Genomic DNA, 18,728 nt, shown 5'->3' with positions numbered 1-18,728 from the left:
CGAACTTTACCCGCTTGCCTCTCGCTTGTATTTTTTTAATTCCGAAATCCGCAATCCGCAATCCGCAATCCGAAATTCTTTTTACAGGATGTATCGGCTCAGATCTTCATTCTCTTCAATAGCCGACAATTTACTCCGGACATATTCGGCAGAAATAGTACAGTTTTTTTCAGACTGGTCCGGGGCCTCGAAGGACAGATCATCCAGTAGTCTTTCCATAATGGTATGGAGCCGGCGGGCCCCGATATTTTCCGTCCGTTGATTCACATTATAGGCAATACGGGCGATTTCAGCCACGGCTTCCGGTAAAAAAATCAAGTCGATGCCTTCGGTTTTCATTAATTCGCAATATTGGGTGATCAAAGCCGACTGGGGCTCGGTCAAAATCCGGATAAAGTCCTCCTGACTCAGGGAATTCAGTTCCACCCGGATAGGAAACCGCCCCTGCAATTCCGGAACCAAATCCGAAGGCTTGGAATTATGAAAGGCCCCGGAAGCAATAAACAGGATGTGATCGGTTCGAACCATCCCATACTTGGTGGTCACCGTGGAGCCTTCAACAATAGGCAACAAGTCCCGTTGAACCCCTTCCCGGGAGACATCCGGACCATGACTGGACCCCCGGCCGGCGATTTTATCGATCTCGTCCAGGAAGATGATCCCGGTTTGTTCCACCTTACGGATAGCCTCTTCGGTCACCTTGTCCATATCGATCAGACGGGAAGACTCCTCCTGCACTAAAATCTCAAAGGCCTCAGGGACCTTGACTTTGCGCCGTTTGGTTTTTTTGGGGAAAAGATTACCGAACATATCCTTCAGGTTGAGGTCCATCTCCTCCATCCCCACATTGGAAAAAATTTCGACCATAGGGACCACCCGCTGGGATATTTCCATATCCACAAACCGTTCTTCCAATTTCCCTTCCCGAAAGAGGGACCGCAATTTTTCCCGGGTGGATAAGGGCTCCAAGCCGGGTTTTCGGACCACTTCCAGGATCTTTTCGGGTCCGGCCGCTTCTTCCGCCTTGGGGGTCTCGGACTTGGGAGGAAGCAACAGGTCCAACAAACGTTCTTCGGCGATCTCCCGGGCCTTGGACAGGACATGCTGCTTTTCTTCCCCCTTGATCATATTAATGGCTAATTCAGTCAAATCCCGGATCATCGATTCAACGTCCCGCCCGACATAACCCACTTCCGTAAATTTGGTAACTTCCACTTTCAAAAATGGGGATTGGGCCAATCGGGCCAGTCGCCTGGATATCTCGGTTTTCCCCACGCCGGTGGGGCCGATCATGATAATATTTTTAGGGGCAATCTCTTCTCGGATCGCCTCGGGCACCTGCTGCCGGCGCCAGCGATTCCGCAGGGCGATCGCCACCGTCCGTTTAGCCGCATTCTGACCGACAATATATTTATCCAATTCAGAGACAATCTCTCTGGGTGTTAAGTAATTATTGACCAATCTACAATTCCTCCAAAACAATCTGATCGTTGGTATAGATACACAGGGAAGCGGCAATCTTCATGGCCTCCCGTGCAATTTCCGTTGCGGAAAGAGTTGAAAAGCCCAACAAGGCCCTGGCCGCCGACAAGGCCAGAGGACCTCCGGAACCAATAGCCGCCACATCATCGTCCGGCTCCATAACATCACCGGTGCCGGAAAGAATCAAGATATGCTCCTTATCAGCCGCTAACAATAAGGCTTCCAGTCGACGCAAGATTTTATCCGTGCGCCAGTCTTTGGCCATTTCGACCGCCGCCCTGGTCAAATTCCCGTTAAATTGTTCCAGTTTGCTCTCCAATTTTTCAAACAAGGTCAGGGCATCGGCGGTGGCCCCTGCAAATCCGGTCAAAATTTGATCGTGATACAGTCGTCGAATCTTCCTGGCCCGGTGTTTCATCACGGTTTGTCCCATCGTGACCTGGCCGTCACCGGCGATGACGCATTTCCCCTGATGACGCAGGGCCAAAATGGTTGTTCCTTCAAACATCCTACCCCCTTGGATGAGCCTTTCGATAGACCTCGAGTAAATGGCTCATACTGACATGCGTATATTTTTGTGTCGTGGAAAGGGAGGTATGTCCCAACAGCTCCTGGACCACCCGCAGGTCGGCCCCGGCATTCAACAGATGCGTGGCAAAGCTGTGCCGCAGGGCATGAGGACTGATGGTCGGGGACAAATTTTCCCCCACCACCCTTCTTTTCAGCCTGCGGGCAATGGTTCGATCACTGACCCTCTCCCCGAACCGATTCAAAAATACGGCCTGCTGATTTTTTATTTTAATTTCCGATCGTTTTTGGGCTCCTGTCAGGGCCTGTTGGTATTTATTTAAAGACCCCATGGCTTTCCGTCCCACCGGGACGATCCTTTCCTTCCCCCCCTTGCCGAGGACCCGGACCAACCCCAAAGAAAAGTCCAGCGAACTCCAATCCAGATGGGTTAATTCACTGAGACGCAACCCCGAGGCATAAAAAAGCTCCAGAAAGGCCTGGTCCCGGAGTTCCAACAGGACATCGGAGACCGGTTCCGACAACAGGGTTTCAACCTCTTTTTCCGAAAGGAAAGGGGGGATTGTTTTTTCAACCTTGGGAGTCCGGACCTGGGCTATCGGGTTTTCCAGAATCCATCCCTTTTTCTGGGCATAACCGAAACAGGACCGCAGGGCGGCCATCTTTCGGGCCACCGTGCTTTTCTTATTTTTTTTGTGCAATCGGGCCAAAAACCCCCTTATCAAAGGCAGATCCAATTGCCCGATGGCTTCCACCCTTTGAAGGGTGAGATAATCCAAAAATTCCCCCAAATCCTGACGATATCCTCTTAAGGAATGGGTCGACAATCTTTGCTCGGTCTCTTGTTGATACAGAAATTCTTCAATGATTTGGCGGATTCGGTCCATAACCCATTTTATTAAAAGATTAAATTAAACATCTAAAATTCACTCAACCCTTTTAAAGAAAAGGAAAAGAGGATTCTTTTATCATCCGGTGTATCGGTGTAATTGAGTTTTATCCCCCAACATTGATGGGTATAAGTCACTCCAAAGGTCGTTTCAAAATTTTTATTCTGATCCAGGGAATATCTGGTAAGAAAATTGGCCGACCAGATAGAACTGATTTTCCAGAACAGGTCGGAATTGATCTGCCTGATCTGATCCCCATTGGCGGCCAAATATTCTACATAAGCCCGATTGCCTTTTTTATCCATCACGGTCAAGTTGTGCGTTTGGGTATCCAACTGTCCGGTATTGGGGGACCACCCGGCACTGGATCGTAAAGAGAGATAGGGGCCGGGAATTACCTCCAGTTCACCAATGACGTTGGAAAAGGGATGCGTAGTGGTAGTAGTAGTCGTCGTCGTGGTGGTCCCAGTAGTCGTAGTAGTCGTGGTAGTCGCGGTCCCTCCTCGGGCCACATTAATATCATAGGTCTGGTATAATTTAAACAGGAGAAAATCCCGATAGCCGAAAAGGTCCTCCCCTTGTCCCCCTTTTCCCAAAAACGATTTCCCGGTCAGGGTATTGGTCAATAAGTAGGTCACGGTATTAAGCTTGGTAATAGCCGGGACAAAAGTGGGCAAGGAATCCTGCTTAATTTCAGGGACATAATTATAGATCAGTTGAGGCCGGATATTATGTTTAATCTTTTGAACTTCCCCTCCCGAAAGGGAAAAAATCCTTTGAAAGTCGGTAGACATATCCATTTTGAAGTTGGGTACGGAACGGGTCCCGAAAGAATCGACGGCACTACTTTGCCTATTGTCAGCCTGAACCAGGGTCTCGGTCAATCCAATGGAGGTTTCCATATTAAGATAGTTCCGGAACTTGACCGGATAGTAGAGGGTCGGGGTGAGTTCCATCACCTGTCCCCGATCCAGATTGGTACGCCAGTAATTATTATAGGTAGAACCCCATTGAAAAAACAATCCCTTCCAGAATTCCTGTTTAATACCGTCAAAACGGGCATAGGGGAGTTGATTTAAGGTGGTATTGGTTTCGGGCAATTCCTGGTAATAGGTAAACCCGCCGGTAAAATTATAAGTGCCCAGGTTTTTGGTGATTACCGCGGCATTCCGCCTGATGAGCTGGGTTTCATCGTCCAGATCCCGATAAAACTCACTCAAAAAAGTCCGCCGGTTACGATCCAGACCGTTGGGTGTGCCCCGGAATTCTTTCAAATAATCCCGGTCGCTGACCCAGTCCAGATCCATTTTCAAATCCATGTTGGCCGGCAGGCCCTGGTTGATCTTGGAACGAAACCAGTACCGATCCGAATAGGGTTTGCTGATGTTTCCCTTATTAAATTCTTCCTGGCTCAATCCATCCTTAAAAAGATAATCCACAATCAGGGTGCCTTTGGATTGGGGAGAAAGGACATACCGATATTCAGCCCCTTGCATGAAACCCCGGCGACTCATCATATACTCGTAAAAGGTGGCGTCGGTATTTCCGGAAATGGCCCAATAAAAAGGGAGATTCAAGGTCAACCCGTCGCGGCTGGAATATCCCGGCTCGGGGATCAAAAAGCCGCTCTGCCGGGTGGTCTTGGCCGGGAAAAGGGCATAAGGAGCGTATAGAACGGGCATTTTCTTTATCCGGAAGGTGGGGTGCCAGGCCTGTCCATAACCGTCGATGGTGACCAGCAATTCCTTGGACCTGATCTCCCAGGGGACGTTTTCCCCGTCACAGGAGGTCAACGTCCCGTTCATGATCTTATAGCTTTGTTCCCCTGTTTTCCAGATCCGCTCCCCGGTAATGTGAAAATTATTCTTTTTCAGGAAAAGCCGGCCGTGTGTGACCTCACCGGTCTGATTTTTCAAATCAACCGTCAATGCATCTCCGCGTAGTTCATCACCGGCTGAAATAAATTCCACATGCCCTCGAGCCTGGGCAATCATGGTTTTGTGGTTGACCTGGGCGTAATCACACTTTAAGACCCTGGGGCCTTTTTTGATGACCACTTCCCCAACGGCCGTATAGATGTCGGTATCTTTATCATAACTCAGTTCCCGGGCCTCGATGTCCCAGGGTTCTTTGGCTGTTCCTGAACCAAAGGAAAGGGGGCCGTCGGCCCCTTGGGAAGAAAGGGAAAGTCCCAAAATAATGAATAAAAAAATAAGGATCCCAATGGTCCGGTACCGGTTGGGCATAGTCCGCTCCCTGTCATCGAAAAAATAAAAACTTGCCGACTTTTTAACACATCTTTTTTTCTATTACAACTGATAACCACCTGATAAATAATAATTGTACTCCAACATATTTCTTGGCTATTAAAAGGCCCTATGGTATGTTCCCTGCCAGGGCGCGTTACTTTCTCCTATACCATTAACCCTTTTGCAACCCATTGACTTTGGTCAATAGGTCAGCATCTTGCCTGACATTATAACGCCAACAGGGGCACCGCAAGCATGAAATCAAATAATCTCTCCGTGCCGGCCTTATCCTGCAGGGGGAGAAAAGCCTTCTTGAGAAAACAGGTTATCCCTTTGCTGCTGATCCTTTTCCTGCCGGCCCTGGCCTGGTCCAACCCGGCTGAAATCCCCGACGCGGGAGAATCGCAGTTCGCCTTTGCCCGGCATCTCTTTCAACATCAGGATTATTTTCGAGCCATAACCGAATTCAAAAGATATCTCTTTCTCAATCCTTCAGGATCAAAGGCCGATGAGACCGATTACCTTTTGGGAGAAGCCCTGTTTCAAACCAAATCCTTTAAAGAGGCTCTCCTCCATTGGGAAGGAGTCCTGAAAAAAAGCCCCGCTACCCCTTATAAAGAAGAAATCCAATTCAAAGTCGGAAGGATCCTCTGGAAATTGGACCGGGAGGATGAGGCCTTGGACCTTTGGGAAAAAATCCTCCAGGAGGGTGCCTCATCTTTCAAAATCCAGGCGGCTCGATCCGTTCTTTGGGGTCTTATTACCCAAAAACGCTCTGATCAGGCTCGATTAAAATTAAAAACCTTCCCTTTAACGGATTCGGAAAAAGAGAGCCACGAAGTCTTTTTCCGGAAAGCCAAACAACTCCCTTATAAATCTCCATTAATCGCCGGGACCCTGGCAGCCTTTCTTCCGGGGGCCGGACACTGGTATTTAGATCGTCGGCAGGACGCTTTGATCGCCTTTAGCATAAACGGTCTCTTTACCTGGGCGGCCATCTCCTCTTTTCAACAGGGCAACAGCGGTCTAGGGGCCCTCTTGGGTTTTATCGAACTGGCCTGGTATTCGGGAAACATTTATAGTGCCGTAAACAGCGCCCATAAAATCAATAAAAAACTGGAAACCGATTTTATGGAAGGTTATGGGATCCGATTCGGCATCTTTTCCTCCATCCCCTCTGCATCCGGGTTATTTATGACACTCAGGCGAACTTTTTAGAGTAAAAATAAAGTCACTCATACCGTCACCCCGGTGAAACCCGGGGTCCAGACACTGTCCCGGTGGAAACCGGAAACCAGACCATTAAACCTGGATTCCGGCTTTCGCCGGAATGACGTAATGCGAGCCTTGGCGACTTCTTACATGTCCATCAAATTTAATAAAGACCGCATGGTCAGAAAAAAAATGATTATCGCCAAACGTCCTTTAAGAGCTAATCTTATCAACCTGCTTATCTTTATGCTGCTCGCCCTGCCCCTTCAGGGACATGGATTGGAACCTGCCGACGCCCAACCTCCCCTGAATGCCCCCTCTTTTTTATCGTTAGGTATCGAGGGCTATCAAAAAATCCTCTCCCCGGTTCTGGAATCTAATTGCTACATGCTCCCGAGTTGCTCGGTATATGGAAAACAGGCCTTCTCGGAATACGGCCCCCTCCTGGGTCTTATGTTGACCATAGACCGCCTGTTCCATGAAGCCAATGAAGATCAGACCGCCCCTTTGGTCAGACAGGGCGGTAAAGTCAAATTGTATGATCCCCCTTCGGCCAATGTCTGGTGGGAAAAATAGCATAGAGCAGAGGGCAGAGGGCAGAGAGTTTTAACAGTTAACTCTTTGCCCTTCGCTCTATGCCCTTTGCCCTCTGCTATTTCAACTCCGGCCACCTCTTTTTTAATTGATTAGCCAGGTCCATATAAGGCCCCTGGGCCTTGGAGACAAATTTCTGATAATGTTCAAGGGCCTTGTCTTCCACCCCTTCTTTTTCCCAAAGGAGGCCCAAATTATAATGGGCTTCCAAACTTTCGGAATCATGTTCCAGGGCCTTTTGAAGCCCTTTTCGGGCTTGTTCGACCCGTCCCTGTCTCATATAGGCGGTGGCCAGGTTAATATAGGCCGGTAAAAAGTTGGGGTCCAAATCCAGGGCCTTCCGGAATTGGTTTACGGCCTCGGCCCATTTTCCCAGGTTCAAATAGAAAAGGCCCAGATTATTATAGCCCTTGAGATAATGGGGGTTCAGTGCCAGGGCCTTCTGAAACATCTCCAAGGCTTTTGAATAGTGCTTTTGGTCCTGATAGATCAGCCCCAGATTATTATAGGTCTCCCAGTGACTGGGTCGAAGGGTTAAAATCTCCTGATAGGTCTGAAGGGCTTGATTGGAAAGGCCCTTTTTCTGATTCAAAACGGCCTCATTAAATAAATGAACCACCCGCAGGGGGTCCGTTTCTTCAGGGATTGCCTGGGCCTTAGGGATTTCCAGGTCTTCCCCGGGCGGTCTGATTTGGGGCACCGATTTCCGTGATGCAGCAGGACTTGATTTTTTCCGGACCATGGGTTTTGGAATTATAAACCGGGGAGGGGCGACCTTAAAAAATCCTTCTGATCTTTGGGCCGGCCCCTTTTCAGACTGCACCTTCGACAAGGTTGAAGGTTGAGGCCTTTGGTCCTCCACTTTCCCGATTGTTACCGGCTGGGAGTCAACCTTTTCCTGGATAAGTACGGGTTCCTGTGGTCCTGTCTCACTTTTTGTAACAATTTGTCTTGGGATCGAAGGAACTTCTATTTTTTTTACAGCCGGGTTGGACGGGAAAAACAAGAAAACCAGTCCCCCTCCCAGACAGGCCAGTAAAAAAAGGAGCACCCCGTATTTTACTATCTGAGAAGACCCGGATTTCTTTTTTTCGGGCCTTATAGGGGATGATAAGGTGGAAGGTGGATCGGTTTCATCGGCAGATCTTTTTAAGGCCTCCCGGATAAGGCTCATAGCTTCGGCCCCTGTCCTTTCGAGCGGTCAGGGGCCGGCTGAAGGCCTCTGTCGGTTTGTTGAAGGGCCTTTTCCTGGGGAAGGTGCGTCACCACGGAATAAGGGAATAATCCGCTTTCCTTCAACCGATTGGCCAGACTTTGGGCTTCTTCCCGGGTATCGTATTGGCCCACAAAGATCCGGTACCAGGTCCCTGTTTCCGGGAGATGGACGATCATTTCAAAGGCTTCCAGGCCTTCATGCAGAATTTTTCCCAAAGCTTCTTCGGACGTTTTCTTTTTCTTAAAGGAAGCAATATGCACTGAATATTTTTGAAAGCGGGTCGTATCCTGGGTTTTGGGAGCCTCTGCTGAAATAACGGTTGCTTCCAGAGTCGTATGGCTCCTGGGCGTTAACCAGAGCAGGCTTAAAGTGCCTAAAAAAATGACCAAACCTCCGATCCCCCCAAAGGCCAGACGCCGAAAAAATTTTTCTCTGAAAATAGAAAAGGGACGCTTCCCCCCCCGAAGGCTGTCTAAAGCCTTTTTAATATGAGTCGACGTCACCTCCATCTTCTGCTCAATATAAAGGACCAGCAAAGTCCGATCACAAAGCAGATTGATCAAACGGGGAATGCCCCTCGAGACCGTATAAACCCGACGTAAGGCCCTGAAGGAAAACGCCAATTCGCCCTTAAAACCGGCAATCGTCATTCGATGGTGGATATAGCCCCGCATCTCCTTATAAGATAAGGGCTCCAGGCGATAGTTGACCGATATCCGCTGCTTGAGTTGCCTCAGGTTGGGGCTGTTGATTTTGTTCCATAATTCAAGTTGGCCGACCAGAACGATCTGGAGGAGTTTTTCCTGAGCCGTTTCCAGATTGGAAAGGGACCGGAGTTCCTCCAATAGGTCGGGGGCCAGATTCTGGGACTCGTCAATAATGACGACCGCTTTTTTCCCTTCCTGGTTCAGGGATAATAGAAAGGCATTCAGTTGATCGATCAACTCTTTTTTGGAAATTCCCTTTGGCGAGAGCCCGAAATCCTCCAGAATGGTCTTAAACAGGTCTTCGATCTCCAGCAAAGGATTAAGGACGATGGCCGTCTGGATTTTAGGGTCATCCAGGCGTTCCAAAAGGGAGCGGATTATGGTGGTTTTCCCCGTTCCCACGTCTCCGCTGATGACCATAAAGCCTTCTCCCTGGGTTATCCCGTAATACAGATGATCCAGGGCCTCGGCATGTTTTTCACTGAGATATAAAAACCGGGGGTCCGGGGTTATCCGGAAGGGCTTCTCTTTAAGTCCGAAATAACGCTCATACATGGTTTACCTCACCAGATCCTGCCGGCTGGGTGTTGGGACGGCCTGCATATCCTGGACCACCCGCTCTCCTTGTTTGGTAAAATCCAGTATCTTCTTGTGCGAATAGATCGTCGGGGTAATCAAAACAATAATCTCAAATTTCGTTTTATCCTTTCGGGTATGCCGGAAGGCCTCGCCGGCAACCGGGACATTCATCAGGCAGGGGACCCCGGACAACTCTTCCTTTTCCTTGGACTGCATCAAACCGGCAATCAGGATGGTCTGCCCATCGCGCACCCGGACAATGGTCTGGGTCTCCCGGACGCTGATTATGGGTGCCTGCTGCCCCGTTCCCGGGAAACTGGCCGTACCCTGCCGTTCTGTGACACTGGGATGAATATCCATGATAATCGTGCCATCGGAATCGATCTGCGGCGTCACATCCAGGATGACGCCGATGGTAATATATTTCGGGGTTGCCGTTGTAATAGGAGGGGTACCGGCCGCCACAGTGACATCGAAATAGACATCATCAATCGCCGCTTTTATGATCGCCTTCTGATTATTCAAAGTGGAAACCCTGGGGTTGGAGAGGATATCGACCTTTCCCTGGGTGGACAGGGCATCGATCAAGGCATTAAAATCGGCATTGGACACCCCGACTTGGACCTGATTATTGGCCGGAAAACTCAGCGTGCTCGAAAGATTCTGACGGAAAAATCCCCCGAATCCGCTGCCCATGATATTGGGGACCAGCCGCCAATCAATGCCAAATTGAAAGGCATTATTTAATTGGACCTCGATGACCTTGGCCTCTATATAAATCTGGCGTTGAACCGTCTCCTCGACTTTGGCCAAAAAATTTTCCACTTCACGAAGCTTTTCCGGATAATCTTTCACTAATATAATCCCTGCCATTTTATTAATAATGAGCTTGCCATCGGAATCTGTTTCGTATTCTTCAGTCAGTTTGGTTTCGCCTTTAGTGATACCAGTTGGTCCGGTTCCAGCTACTGCTGCATCCGGACCTGCCGCTGCTTTTAAGCCACCTTTGGGGTCCTTTACTGATTCATCGAGTTGCCTTCTTCCAATGATCTGATCCCTTGAAATAATCCTTTTCCCCGTTTTTTTGGTAATAAGATTATTAATTCCTTTTTCGATTTCTTCCCAAAGATTGGAAAAATCTTCCGTGATCACCTGACTGGCTATATTCCCCCCGCTACTCCCCCCAGGTGAGGCCCCCGATGGTTGACCGGCTGAAGTGGATGAAGATCCGCCAACACCTTTAACCGATCCCGAACCTCTTCTAATAGTCGTTAAATAATTCAAAACAAAGGTACGCGTTTCCATTCTTGGTCGGGAAACTCTTATTATATTATCTTTCTGTTTATATTCGAGATCAAGTGGTTTAAGCAGGGCATCCAAGGCTGCAGCCATGGTTACATTCTTCAGATCTACCGTTACCGTTCCGACCACATCCGGATCCACAATGATATTTACCCCATTGTCCTTGGAAAAAGCGAAAAGGACCTCCTTCAGGTCGGCATCCCGGACGGTCAGGGAATACAATTTTTCTTTAGGGATCTGTCCGGTTGTCAGGGGTTTGGCCTCTTCCAGGGTAGGTATGATCAGCTCTTTGCCCTGCGTTTCAGCCCCCAGGCCTTCCCCAGCCCCTAATCCCAAACAGACGATCAGCGCCGCCATCCCATAAAAGATTTTCATCTTGAAAATCCCATTATCCGATTATTAGACTCCGTGTTTTTAAAATAAATTTTTTCCGTCGGATCTATTTTCACCACCCGTTTTTCCTTTCCTCGAGATAAGGTCACCTGTCGTTCTTCGATCTCCGTAATGCGATAGCCGCTCACCTCGTCTCCAATGCGCAGCAAGGCCCCGTTGATGGCCGCTACTTTGGTCCGACCGCTGATCAGGATCGTGGTGACTTGCAACAAAGGAGCCGATTCCTGAGCCGTCTTTTCAGGGCCGCTGCCCTCTTTTTTTACCATGGCCCCTTTCTGAACCCCTGGAGGAAAAGCAAAGGGATTTCGCTCCATCCCGGCCCCTTCGGCTCCCCCGGTAGTCCCAAAATTCAGGCAACCGACCCAAAAACAAATCACCAATATCCGAAAAATTTTCCGCATCTGCTTAACTTTGCGGCCCCTTCTTAGAGGAAGGCGCGATAAAAAGGGTTTGTTGCAGGGTAATCTCCAGTTTAGGGAACGACTCTTCTTTCCGAAGGATATCAACCTTCTCAATCTCCAGAAAAATAGGCAGGGATTGCAGGCTTTCCAGATAAGAACCGATGGTCCCATATTCAGCCAGCAGGCCCACATCCAGGACGACTTTTTTAATGGAACCGGCCTTGGACTTCTCCTTGTCTTCAGCCGGCGTTCCAGTTATTGAATCGTTTATGGTCAATTGAACCAGGTCAACTTTTTTTATCTGGCTTTCTTTTCCCATTTGATCCAGAAGAAGGTCCAATTGCCGGGCATCCGAAACCCGTCCGACGGACAACTCTTTTTGTTTTCTTTTGTCCTCCACCCTTTTTTTAATCGCATTAAATCCGGCCAATGAAACACTCAGAGATGCCAACTTATCATTATATTCCTGGACCTGCTCCCGGAGAACCTTGACTTCCTTTTTTTGGGGTTGGGTGACAAATTGATCAAACCCCATGACGACCCCCACCAGCACTGCTGCGCCCAGCAGTATCTTTTCCCGTTTTTTTAAGGCCATTTATCTCTAACCCGTGGGGGTCGACCCTTCTCCCAGCCTGGCCAGAATTTTAAATTCAGCAGCCCCTTTGGAATAGACTTTGCTCTTTAAAGTCGCCTGCACCTTGGCTTCCTTAAAGTATTGGGACCGGTTTAAGGTCCTGGTAAAATCCGACAAGGTAGCCATGATTTCCTGATCGGACCCGAATACTATTCCCTCGATGAATATCTGGTAGTCCCCTTTCCCTTCCTCTTTTCCGGCAGACCTTTCGATTTCGCCGGTCTTGGCGGGTGCCGCTTCAGCAGCCGGAAGGCCGGCTTTCATTTCCGGTCTTGTCAAAACCTCCTGGGTTTTGGAAAATTGAAACCGGGTGAAGGTCATGTTGGCCGGCACCATCCGGCTTAGTTCCTGAAACAGATCCTTCACCGGGAGCTTATGGGCCTTGATTTTTGGAACCCCTTCCAGTGCTTTATTCAACTCAGCTTCTTCTTTTTCGAATCGCGCCAGTCCCTCGGCCGGTTTCCCGACCCGGGCCAACTGTCCTTTCTTGACGGCTACTTCTTTCTCAAGGCGGGCGATTTCCCGACTGGCAGTCCAGTATGGAGAGCCGAAAAACCAGACAACCCCCAGAGACAGGGCTCCCGTCAGGACCGGCTTTAAGTATTTCCTATAAGGAACTGCTTTAACCTGGGGAGCCAAATATTGAGGGCTTAGATTAATGAGAGGGTGAGGAGGGGTAACAAGACCCAGAACAGTGGCCAGGAAAGGCAGGTTTCTCAAAAACAATTCTTCGTTGATCTTTTTCTTCAGGGTGATCAGACCGGCGTTCTGGAAAGTTTGAACGGGAATTTCAAGATTTTTTTCCAGGACACTCGGCAGACCTTTTAACAAGCTCCCCCCGCCGGTTAATAGGATCCTTTTTATTTCATAATCCTTAAACTGGGTTTTATAATAGTTCAAAGATCGTTCTACTTCCAAAATAAGCCGGTCCAGCACCGGGCCTAATCGTTTTTGTATCAGATCCAAGGGAACCCCTTCGATCCGGTCTTCGGAATCCCATTCTTCCAGAAGGTCGACCTTGAACTTAATCTTTTCCCCCTGGGAATCATCTACCTCTACCGTTTGCCCATTTATTTCATAACCACCTGTCAGCGATTGGGTAAAAGTATCCCCGGCCACGGCGATGTCCCGGGAAAATTTAAGGCTCCCTTCTTTCAAGACGATTATTTGCGTACTTTTGTGGCCCAATTCAACAATAGCCACGGTCTCAGACCAGGGGGCGGGCTGGGTTAAACGGTAGACCTGCATTAAGTCAAAGGAGGGGATGGAAAAAGAAATCGGTTTTAGTCCGGCTTCCTTTAACAGGGCGACTTGTTCCTCAACCACTTGCCGGGTAGCGACGGCAGCTATGATTTCGGCTTCCTGTTCCCCTTCATCCCGTTTAATAACATCGATTTTATGAAAATCAATGATTGCTTCTTCCAGGGAAAAAGGGAAATCGGATTTGGCCCCCCAGCGGATCGCCTCCCGCATTTCGTTATCCGGTAGATCGGTCATAAAGAGGTGTCTGGCAACGGTCCAGGGACCGGTTATTTCCGCGACCACCTCAGAAGTCCTGATCCCTATCTCTTTCAGCGTTTCCCGGATAAAGGCCGAGATCTCCTGCTGGGACAAGGCGTTACCTGCCCCTTTCGGCTTAGGCAGCCGCCTGACTTCATAATTAAGCAGGGTAATCTTTTCCCCGGCCCGCTGGCACTCCACCACCTTCAGAGAATAAGATCCAATATCGATTCCAACAACATTTTTAGTAAGTTGAAATGAATACAATAATTTACCCCTTTTTGCGCCTACACCTCTTCTGGTAATTTTTTACTTTTAAATCGCAAAAAAGTCAAGGAAAAAACTCAATATCTGGTATATTTTTTTATCTTTGATACAAGATATGGAATAAGCCCTAATCATGGTTGAAAAATAGAACGGATATTCCTATTTTTGAAGTAAAATAAATAAACGGCGTTTTGGGGTTTGCAGAACCCCCAAAAAATAAAAGCCCATCTCCTTTTCAGGAGATGGGCTTAAGCGGCCCTCTCATCGTATCCCCAACTTATTTCTTGCTTTGAGCTTTTGGGCTTTGAGCTATATATACTGCGGTGTATACTCCGGTACAATCTCCTGCAATTTGCGTTTGATGGCCGGGGCATCATAGGTTCGGGCGATGGTCAGCAGTTCATCAATTTGGGCATTAAGTGTCTCTGCCGAGCAATGGCTTCCATGGATGACCATGATCTTTTCATGGGCCGTGGCCACTATCCCCTCGCCTTCGGTAATCAATTCCTCATACAATTTTTCCCCCGGTCGCAGACCGATAAACTGGATCGGTATGTCCTTTTCCGGCTCCAAGCCATGCAGGCGGATCAGATCCCTGGCCAGATCAACGATACGAACCGGCCGTCCCATTTCCAGGATAAAGGTCTCCCCACCTTTTCCCATGGCCCCGGCCTGGAGGATCAACTGGGCCGCCTCCGGAATACTCATGAAATAACGCGTTATCTCCGGATGGGTCACCGTTACCGGCCCGCCTCGGGCAATCTGTTCCTGGAAGACTGGAATGGCCGAGCCTGAACTGCCTACCACATTACCAAATCGGACGGCCACAAATCGGCTGGACAAGTCCCCGTTTCGACACTCGGCGATCATCTCGGCCACCCGCTTGGAAGCCCCCATGACATTGGTCGGACGAACGGCCTTATCGGTGGAAACCTGGACAAAGCGTTCCACCCCATGGACCTCAGCCGCTTCAACCAGATTCCTGGTGCCGTGGATATTGTTAAAGACGGCCTCCCAGGGATGAAGCTCCTGAAGGGGTACATGTTTATAGGCGGCAGCATGAAATACCACATGGGGGTTGAATTCCCGAAAAACCCGATCCACCGATTCTCGATGGCGGATATCCACTAAAAAGGACTCAACACTGATGGATTCAAACCGCTGGCGGCACTCCATTTCAATCCGGAAAAGATTCAATTCCGTAACATCCACCAGGGCCACGGCCTTGGGGAAAAACCGGGTCACCTGGCGAACCAGTTCCGAGCCGATGGATCCTCCGGCCCCTGTTATGAGAACCTTTCTTCCTCGAAGATACTTAATGATCTCTTCCTGATTGAGACGGACTTCCTCTCGGCCCAATAAGTCGGCCAGGGTCACCTCCCGGATAGTCTTGAGGGAGACCTTGCCATCGATCAGCTCGCCGATACCGGGAATGGTCCGAAATCGTTTGCCGGTCTTTTCACAAATGGCCACCATGCGCCTCATCTCTTCCCCTTTGGATGAAGGGATGGCAATCAGGATCTCGTCAAAGGCCACAGGCAGCCGATCGATTTCCTCAATGGTCCCCAAAACAGGGACCCCGTGTATGGTCTTTCCCTGCTTGGTGGGTGCATCATCCATCAAACCCACGGGAATCAACAGAACATCCGGGTTGTCCCGTATCTCCCTCAAGACCTTCTCTGCCGCATCTCCGGCCCCGATGATCAACAGTCTTCTTCCCTCCTGTTTTTTCCGGTTAAAGGCCGGGAAAAATTCCTCGGGGGTCACACTGGAGAAATAAAGGCGGATCAGCAGCCGGATTCCGCTTATGACCAGAAAGGTCAGTATTCCATCGATCAAAAAAATAGACCTCGGATAGCCTGAAAGGCGATTAAGCATAAAAATGGACAGGACGATCAAAAGGGAGCTGGCCAAAACCGCCTTGACCACCTTAACCAGGTCAACCAGACTGGTATAACGCCACATCCCCCGATATAGATGAAAAAAGGCAAAAGTTCCCATCTTAACCATCAAGACGAAAGGCAAGGTCTGGATAAAGGTCTCCCATTCCTTTGAAGGGATGACAAACTCAAAACGCAGGCTATAGGCCCCGAAGAAGGAAAAGGCCACCAGAAAGGCATCGGCCCCGATCATGATAGAAAGATTTCGGTAAACAAATTTCCTATTAATCTTCATTGCCATCTTGCCTTTTCTTCAATAGTATTCCTCACGCAATGGCGCAAAGAGGCTAAGTTATTCGTGGACGACAAGCCTAAAATCATCATAAACATCGGTCAAGGTGCGCGATAGCGCCGGCCTTTTTTTCATTGCGGTCCCCTCAATGGGGAACATCTTAACCGGGTCTTCCCGCCGCAATGGAAAAGGTATCTGTCCTCCTCCTCGTCCTCTGCGTACTCTGCGTGAGATCATGACGTTGTCTGTGTGAATCGGTGTGGGTCCGTGGCTAAAACAAATCTTAGGCAGGCATTTGACCAAGAACGTTTCAAAACGTTTTTTTAAGACAAACAATTACCTCTACTTTTCCCGGCCAGTCCGATTCGGCTACCCATAATCCGGCCCCAGTAAAAGCTCTCAAGCCCACCAATAACAGAATTGCGGTTATAAAAGAGATCAACTTCCATGGGCCAGGAAAAGATGGCAACTGTTATTTTACTCAATTGGCCTCCTCACCCACCCTCCGAACACCCAAAACCCAAAAAACCAAACCGCCAGAAAGGCAACGACGGCTGACGTTCCGTATCCTCGTATGCCCAGCACCCCAATGCCAACCACTGCCTGCAAAATCCCATACCCAACAGACACCTTCCAATGCGGAAGGCCCTTCTCATTGGCCAGCAACTGATAGATATGTCTTCGGTGAGCACGAATCAAACTCTCCCTATCTCTCAATCGAACAAACATGGTCAACAATTCATCGGCATAAAAAGGGAATAGAAAAGAGCTCATACAAAGGAAGTTCAAGGGGGTCGTGGAGGATAAATAAACAAGGCTTCCGAAAACGCCACCCAATAATATACTCCCGGTGTCTCCCATGAAAACCCACGCCCTGGGCATATTCATCGGAAGAAATCCCAAACAGGAAATGGAAATGCAAGTCGAAAGAATAAAAAACGAAGGATTTTCTTGATAACTGTGGAAATAGAAGGCCAGCAACCCAAAGCCAAGGATTCCGGTAACTGCGGCAATCCCGTTAATTCCATCCATGAAATTGTAGATATTGGTTGTCCCGACAATAAAAACGGCACCAAACAGAACCCATGGCCAGTGCCAACCCCAATCAGTTGTGGAATAGCCTGCTCCGGTAAGAAGCAATATAATGAGAAGGAATTGGACTGAAAGTCTCCATTTTGGCGATAACTCGCTACGATCATTCCAAAAGGCCAGAATGGATAAGAAGGTTAGAGGGAACCAGAAATATATGGATATCCCGGCATATAGGCAAGAAAGAAGGAAGGCAGCAAAAATCCCAATGCCTCCGCCCTTAGGAGTGGGGATAAAATGGGAGCTTCGCCCGTTCGGATGGTCAAGAAAACCTAATCTTCGACCAAATTTGGTTATTACCCAGGCCCCGACAACCCCTGAAATAAAACTCGTTAAATATAGCCCTGGTTCAGTCAATTTTTTCAGCTTTGGAAGTTAAGCGAGTCCGAATTTCTTAATGTTCAAAAAACCGACTAACTGAATTTTTCAGTCAGGCACCCCCTCCCTTCGAACCGGGCGGGGGGCGTATCCAGAATCAGAGTTCTTAAAATCAAAAAACTATTCCTCGTCCAAAACCACAGATAATTTTACTCAATTGGCCCTTGAGATGAAATGGGTAAAGGGCTTTTCTGTCGAAGGTCCCCCTTTTCCTTCAAGTTCTGTTAAAATCATTTTGAGTGAATCCTGTACCAGTGAATAATTTCTTTAATCGTGTTGTTGAGATTGTATTTCGGAACAAACCCGGTATCCCGCCGGAGCCGTTCCGATGAAACGATCAGAGGGGTTGTCAATTTTCTTAAGGTCTCCGTATTGAAGTGGATCTTTCCCAAAACAACCTTGGGCAGAAATAGGCAGCAAAAATCCCTATTCCCCCTCCTTTAGGAGTTGGGATACCATGAGAACTCCGGCTGTTGGGATGATCAAGGATCCCCAATCAACTTCCAAACCTTGCTACAACCCAAGCCCCTAAGGCTCCTAAGATAAAACTCGAAAAATAGATCCCCGTTACTTTCTCCTTTTCTGTTTTTTACAAATTAAATTGTGTAATCTTGGCTACTTACGTTTCCTGATCTCTAAACCGCAATTTTCTGTTTCACCTGGGAAATCTCATCGAGATACCACCACCAATGGGATGGCAAAACATGGGATCGTTTTCTCATCTCGGCCAAATCAGCCACTTCCAATATACGACTCTTGATAAAATCCGACATCGAGAGGAACCGTCTATCCAAGTTTTCTAATTGGACCTTTTCCTGATCGCTCAAGAGGGGCTCTCGATCAGCCAGTCGGCTTCTGACATCTAAAAACTCCAACAATTCAAATCCTGTCACATCAATGTGATCTAATGATTCTAAAAGATAATCCAGATATTTCTGAGTTAATTGGTCCATTTTAACACCTCCCCAAGTCTTCCCAGGAAGACAAAACCACGACGTTCCAGATAATCATCCATATCCTCCGGTGGAAAAGCCGTTTCCATCAATCCCCCCTGTCCAAAGATGAAAGATGTTGCATCCCTTGCCGCTTTTTTAGGTGAACTACGTCCTTTCCTGGTTTCCATTGCACCTTCTTT

The 18,728-nt window shown here is 48.5% G+C and carries 15 protein-coding genes; 2 read left to right on the top strand and 13 right to left on the bottom strand.

Features of this window, described 5'->3' with window-relative positions; translation table 11 throughout:
- Nucleotides 1–81: 81 nt before the first annotated feature.
- The 4 genes from hslU to HY879_14955 are packed head-to-tail and all read right to left on the bottom strand — an operon-like array spanning nucleotide 82 to nucleotide 5,146.
- Nucleotides 82–1,461, bottom strand: a complete 1,380-nt coding sequence (gene hslU / locus HY879_14970) for an ATP-dependent protease ATPase subunit HslU (GenBank protein MBI5604640.1) — start codon at nucleotides 1,459–1,461, stop codon at nucleotides 82–84.
- Nucleotide 1,462: 1 nt separating this feature from the next.
- Nucleotides 1,463–1,990 carry an ATP-dependent protease subunit HslV gene (gene hslV / locus HY879_14965; GenBank protein MBI5604639.1) on the bottom strand — a complete coding sequence of 176 codons (528 nt, stop codon included), beginning with the start codon at nucleotides 1,988–1,990 and terminating at the stop codon, nucleotides 1,463–1,465.
- A gap of 1 nt (nucleotide 1,991) precedes the next feature.
- A complete protein-coding gene (locus HY879_14960; protein MBI5604638.1) occupies nucleotides 1,992–2,897 on the bottom strand; it encodes a tyrosine recombinase XerC in 906 nt (301 codons plus the stop codon).
- 32 nt (nucleotides 2,898–2,929) lie between these two features.
- Nucleotides 2,930–5,146, bottom strand: coding sequence for an LPS-assembly protein LptD (locus tag HY879_14955; protein MBI5604637.1), 2,217 nt, complete (start codon nucleotides 5,144–5,146; stop codon nucleotides 2,930–2,932).
- Nucleotides 5,147–5,404: 258 nt separating this feature from the next.
- Here HY879_14955 and HY879_14950 point away from each other — a divergent pair, with 258 nt between their 5' ends.
- The gene (locus tag HY879_14950; protein MBI5604636.1) at nucleotides 5,405–6,367 is read left to right on the top strand and encodes a hypothetical protein; all 963 of its coding nucleotides are present in this window, start codon (nucleotides 5,405–5,407) and stop codon (nucleotides 6,365–6,367) included.
- A gap of 144 nt (nucleotides 6,368–6,511) precedes the next feature.
- Nucleotides 6,512–6,937, top strand: coding sequence for a membrane protein insertion efficiency factor YidD (locus HY879_14945; GenBank protein ID MBI5604635.1), 426 nt, complete (start codon nucleotides 6,512–6,514; stop codon nucleotides 6,935–6,937).
- Between the two features lie 76 nt (nucleotides 6,938–7,013).
- Here HY879_14945 and HY879_14940 read toward each other — a convergent pair whose 3' ends face one another.
- From HY879_14940 to HY879_14900, 9 genes are all read right to left on the bottom strand, one after another.
- A complete protein-coding gene (locus tag HY879_14940) occupies nucleotides 7,014–8,129 on the bottom strand; it encodes a tetratricopeptide repeat protein (GenBank protein MBI5604634.1) in 1,116 nt (371 codons plus the stop codon).
- Nucleotides 8,126–9,433: an AAA family ATPase gene (locus HY879_14935; protein MBI5604633.1), complete on the bottom strand. Its 1,308-nt coding sequence runs from the start codon at nucleotides 9,431–9,433 to the stop codon at nucleotides 8,126–8,128. The genes HY879_14940 and HY879_14935 overlap by 4 nt, the downstream gene beginning before the upstream one ends.
- Nucleotides 9,434–9,436: 3 nt before the next feature.
- On the bottom strand, nucleotides 9,437–11,134 hold the full coding sequence (locus HY879_14930) for a secretin and TonB N-terminal domain-containing protein (protein MBI5604632.1): 1,698 nt from the start codon (nucleotides 11,132–11,134) through the stop codon (nucleotides 9,437–9,439).
- Nucleotides 11,131–11,553 (bottom strand): hypothetical protein, encoded by a 423-nt coding sequence (locus HY879_14925; protein MBI5604631.1) that lies wholly within the window; start codon nucleotides 11,551–11,553, stop codon nucleotides 11,131–11,133. Before HY879_14925 ends, HY879_14930 begins: the two co-directional genes overlap by 4 nt.
- Nucleotides 11,554–11,557: 4 nt before the next feature.
- Nucleotides 11,558–12,148: a hypothetical protein gene (locus tag HY879_14920; GenBank protein ID MBI5604630.1), complete on the bottom strand. Its 591-nt coding sequence runs from the start codon at nucleotides 12,146–12,148 to the stop codon at nucleotides 11,558–11,560.
- A 6-nt stretch (nucleotides 12,149–12,154) separates the two neighbouring features.
- Nucleotides 12,155–13,954 (bottom strand): type IV pilus assembly protein PilM, encoded by a 1,800-nt coding sequence (pilM, locus tag HY879_14915; protein ID MBI5604629.1) that lies wholly within the window; start codon nucleotides 13,952–13,954, stop codon nucleotides 12,155–12,157.
- A 309-nt stretch (nucleotides 13,955–14,263) separates the two neighbouring features.
- Nucleotides 14,264–16,129 carry a polysaccharide biosynthesis protein gene (locus tag HY879_14910; GenBank protein MBI5604628.1) on the bottom strand — a complete coding sequence of 622 codons (1,866 nt, stop codon included), beginning with the start codon at nucleotides 16,127–16,129 and terminating at the stop codon, nucleotides 14,264–14,266.
- Nucleotides 16,130–16,603: 474 nt separating this feature from the next.
- The gene (locus HY879_14905; GenBank protein MBI5604627.1) at nucleotides 16,604–17,572 is read right to left on the bottom strand and encodes a glycosyltransferase family 4 protein; all 969 of its coding nucleotides are present in this window, start codon (nucleotides 17,570–17,572) and stop codon (nucleotides 16,604–16,606) included.
- 656 nt (nucleotides 17,573–18,228) lie between these two features.
- Nucleotides 18,229–18,546, bottom strand: coding sequence for a hypothetical protein (locus HY879_14900; GenBank protein MBI5604626.1), 318 nt, complete (start codon nucleotides 18,544–18,546; stop codon nucleotides 18,229–18,231).
- Between the last annotated feature and the right edge of the window lie 182 nt (nucleotides 18,547–18,728).

The organism is Deltaproteobacteria bacterium, from assembly GCA_016219225.1.
Classification (GTDB): domain Bacteria; phylum Desulfobacterota; class RBG-13-43-22; order RBG-13-43-22; family RBG-13-43-22; genus RBG-13-43-22.
The sequence above is the reverse complement of the archived record's forward strand: the minus strand, read 5'-3'. Positions and strand labels throughout refer to the sequence as shown.

Bases quoted from the DNA above. Each gene is read 5' to 3' on its own strand.
- hslV (MBI5604639.1), bottom strand. From the start codon at position 1,990: ATGTTTGAAGGAACAACCATTTTGGCCCTGCGTCATCAGGGGAAATGC.
- HY879_14960 (MBI5604638.1), bottom strand. From the start codon at position 2,897: ATGGACCGAATCCGCCAAATCATTGAAGAATTTCTGTATCAACAAGAG.
- HY879_14955 (MBI5604637.1), bottom strand. From the start codon at position 5,146: ATGCCCAACCGGTACCGGACCATTGGGATCCTTATTTTTTTATTCATT.
- HY879_14950 (MBI5604636.1), top strand. From the start codon at position 5,405: ATGAAATCAAATAATCTCTCCGTGCCGGCCTTATCCTGCAGGGGGAGA.
- HY879_14945 (MBI5604635.1), top strand. From the start codon at position 6,512: ATGTCCATCAAATTTAATAAAGACCGCATGGTCAGAAAAAAAATGATT.
- HY879_14940 (MBI5604634.1), bottom strand. From the start codon at position 8,129: ATGAGCCTTATCCGGGAGGCCTTAAAAAGATCTGCCGATGAAACCGAT.
- HY879_14935 (MBI5604633.1), bottom strand. From the start codon at position 9,433: ATGTATGAGCGTTATTTCGGACTTAAAGAGAAGCCCTTCCGGATAACC.
- HY879_14930 (MBI5604632.1), bottom strand. From the start codon at position 11,134: ATGAAAATCTTTTATGGGATGGCGGCGCTGATCGTCTGTTTGGGATTA.
- HY879_14925 (MBI5604631.1), bottom strand. From the start codon at position 11,553: ATGCGGAAAATTTTTCGGATATTGGTGATTTGTTTTTGGGTCGGTTGC.
- HY879_14920 (MBI5604630.1), bottom strand. From the start codon at position 12,148: ATGGCCTTAAAAAAACGGGAAAAGATACTGCTGGGCGCAGCAGTGCTG.
- HY879_14910 (MBI5604628.1), bottom strand. From the start codon at position 16,129: ATGAAGATTAATAGGAAATTTGTTTACCGAAATCTTTCTATCATGATC.
- HY879_14900 (MBI5604626.1), bottom strand. From the start codon at position 18,546: ATGGACCAATTAACTCAGAAATATCTGGATTATCTTTTAGAATCATTA.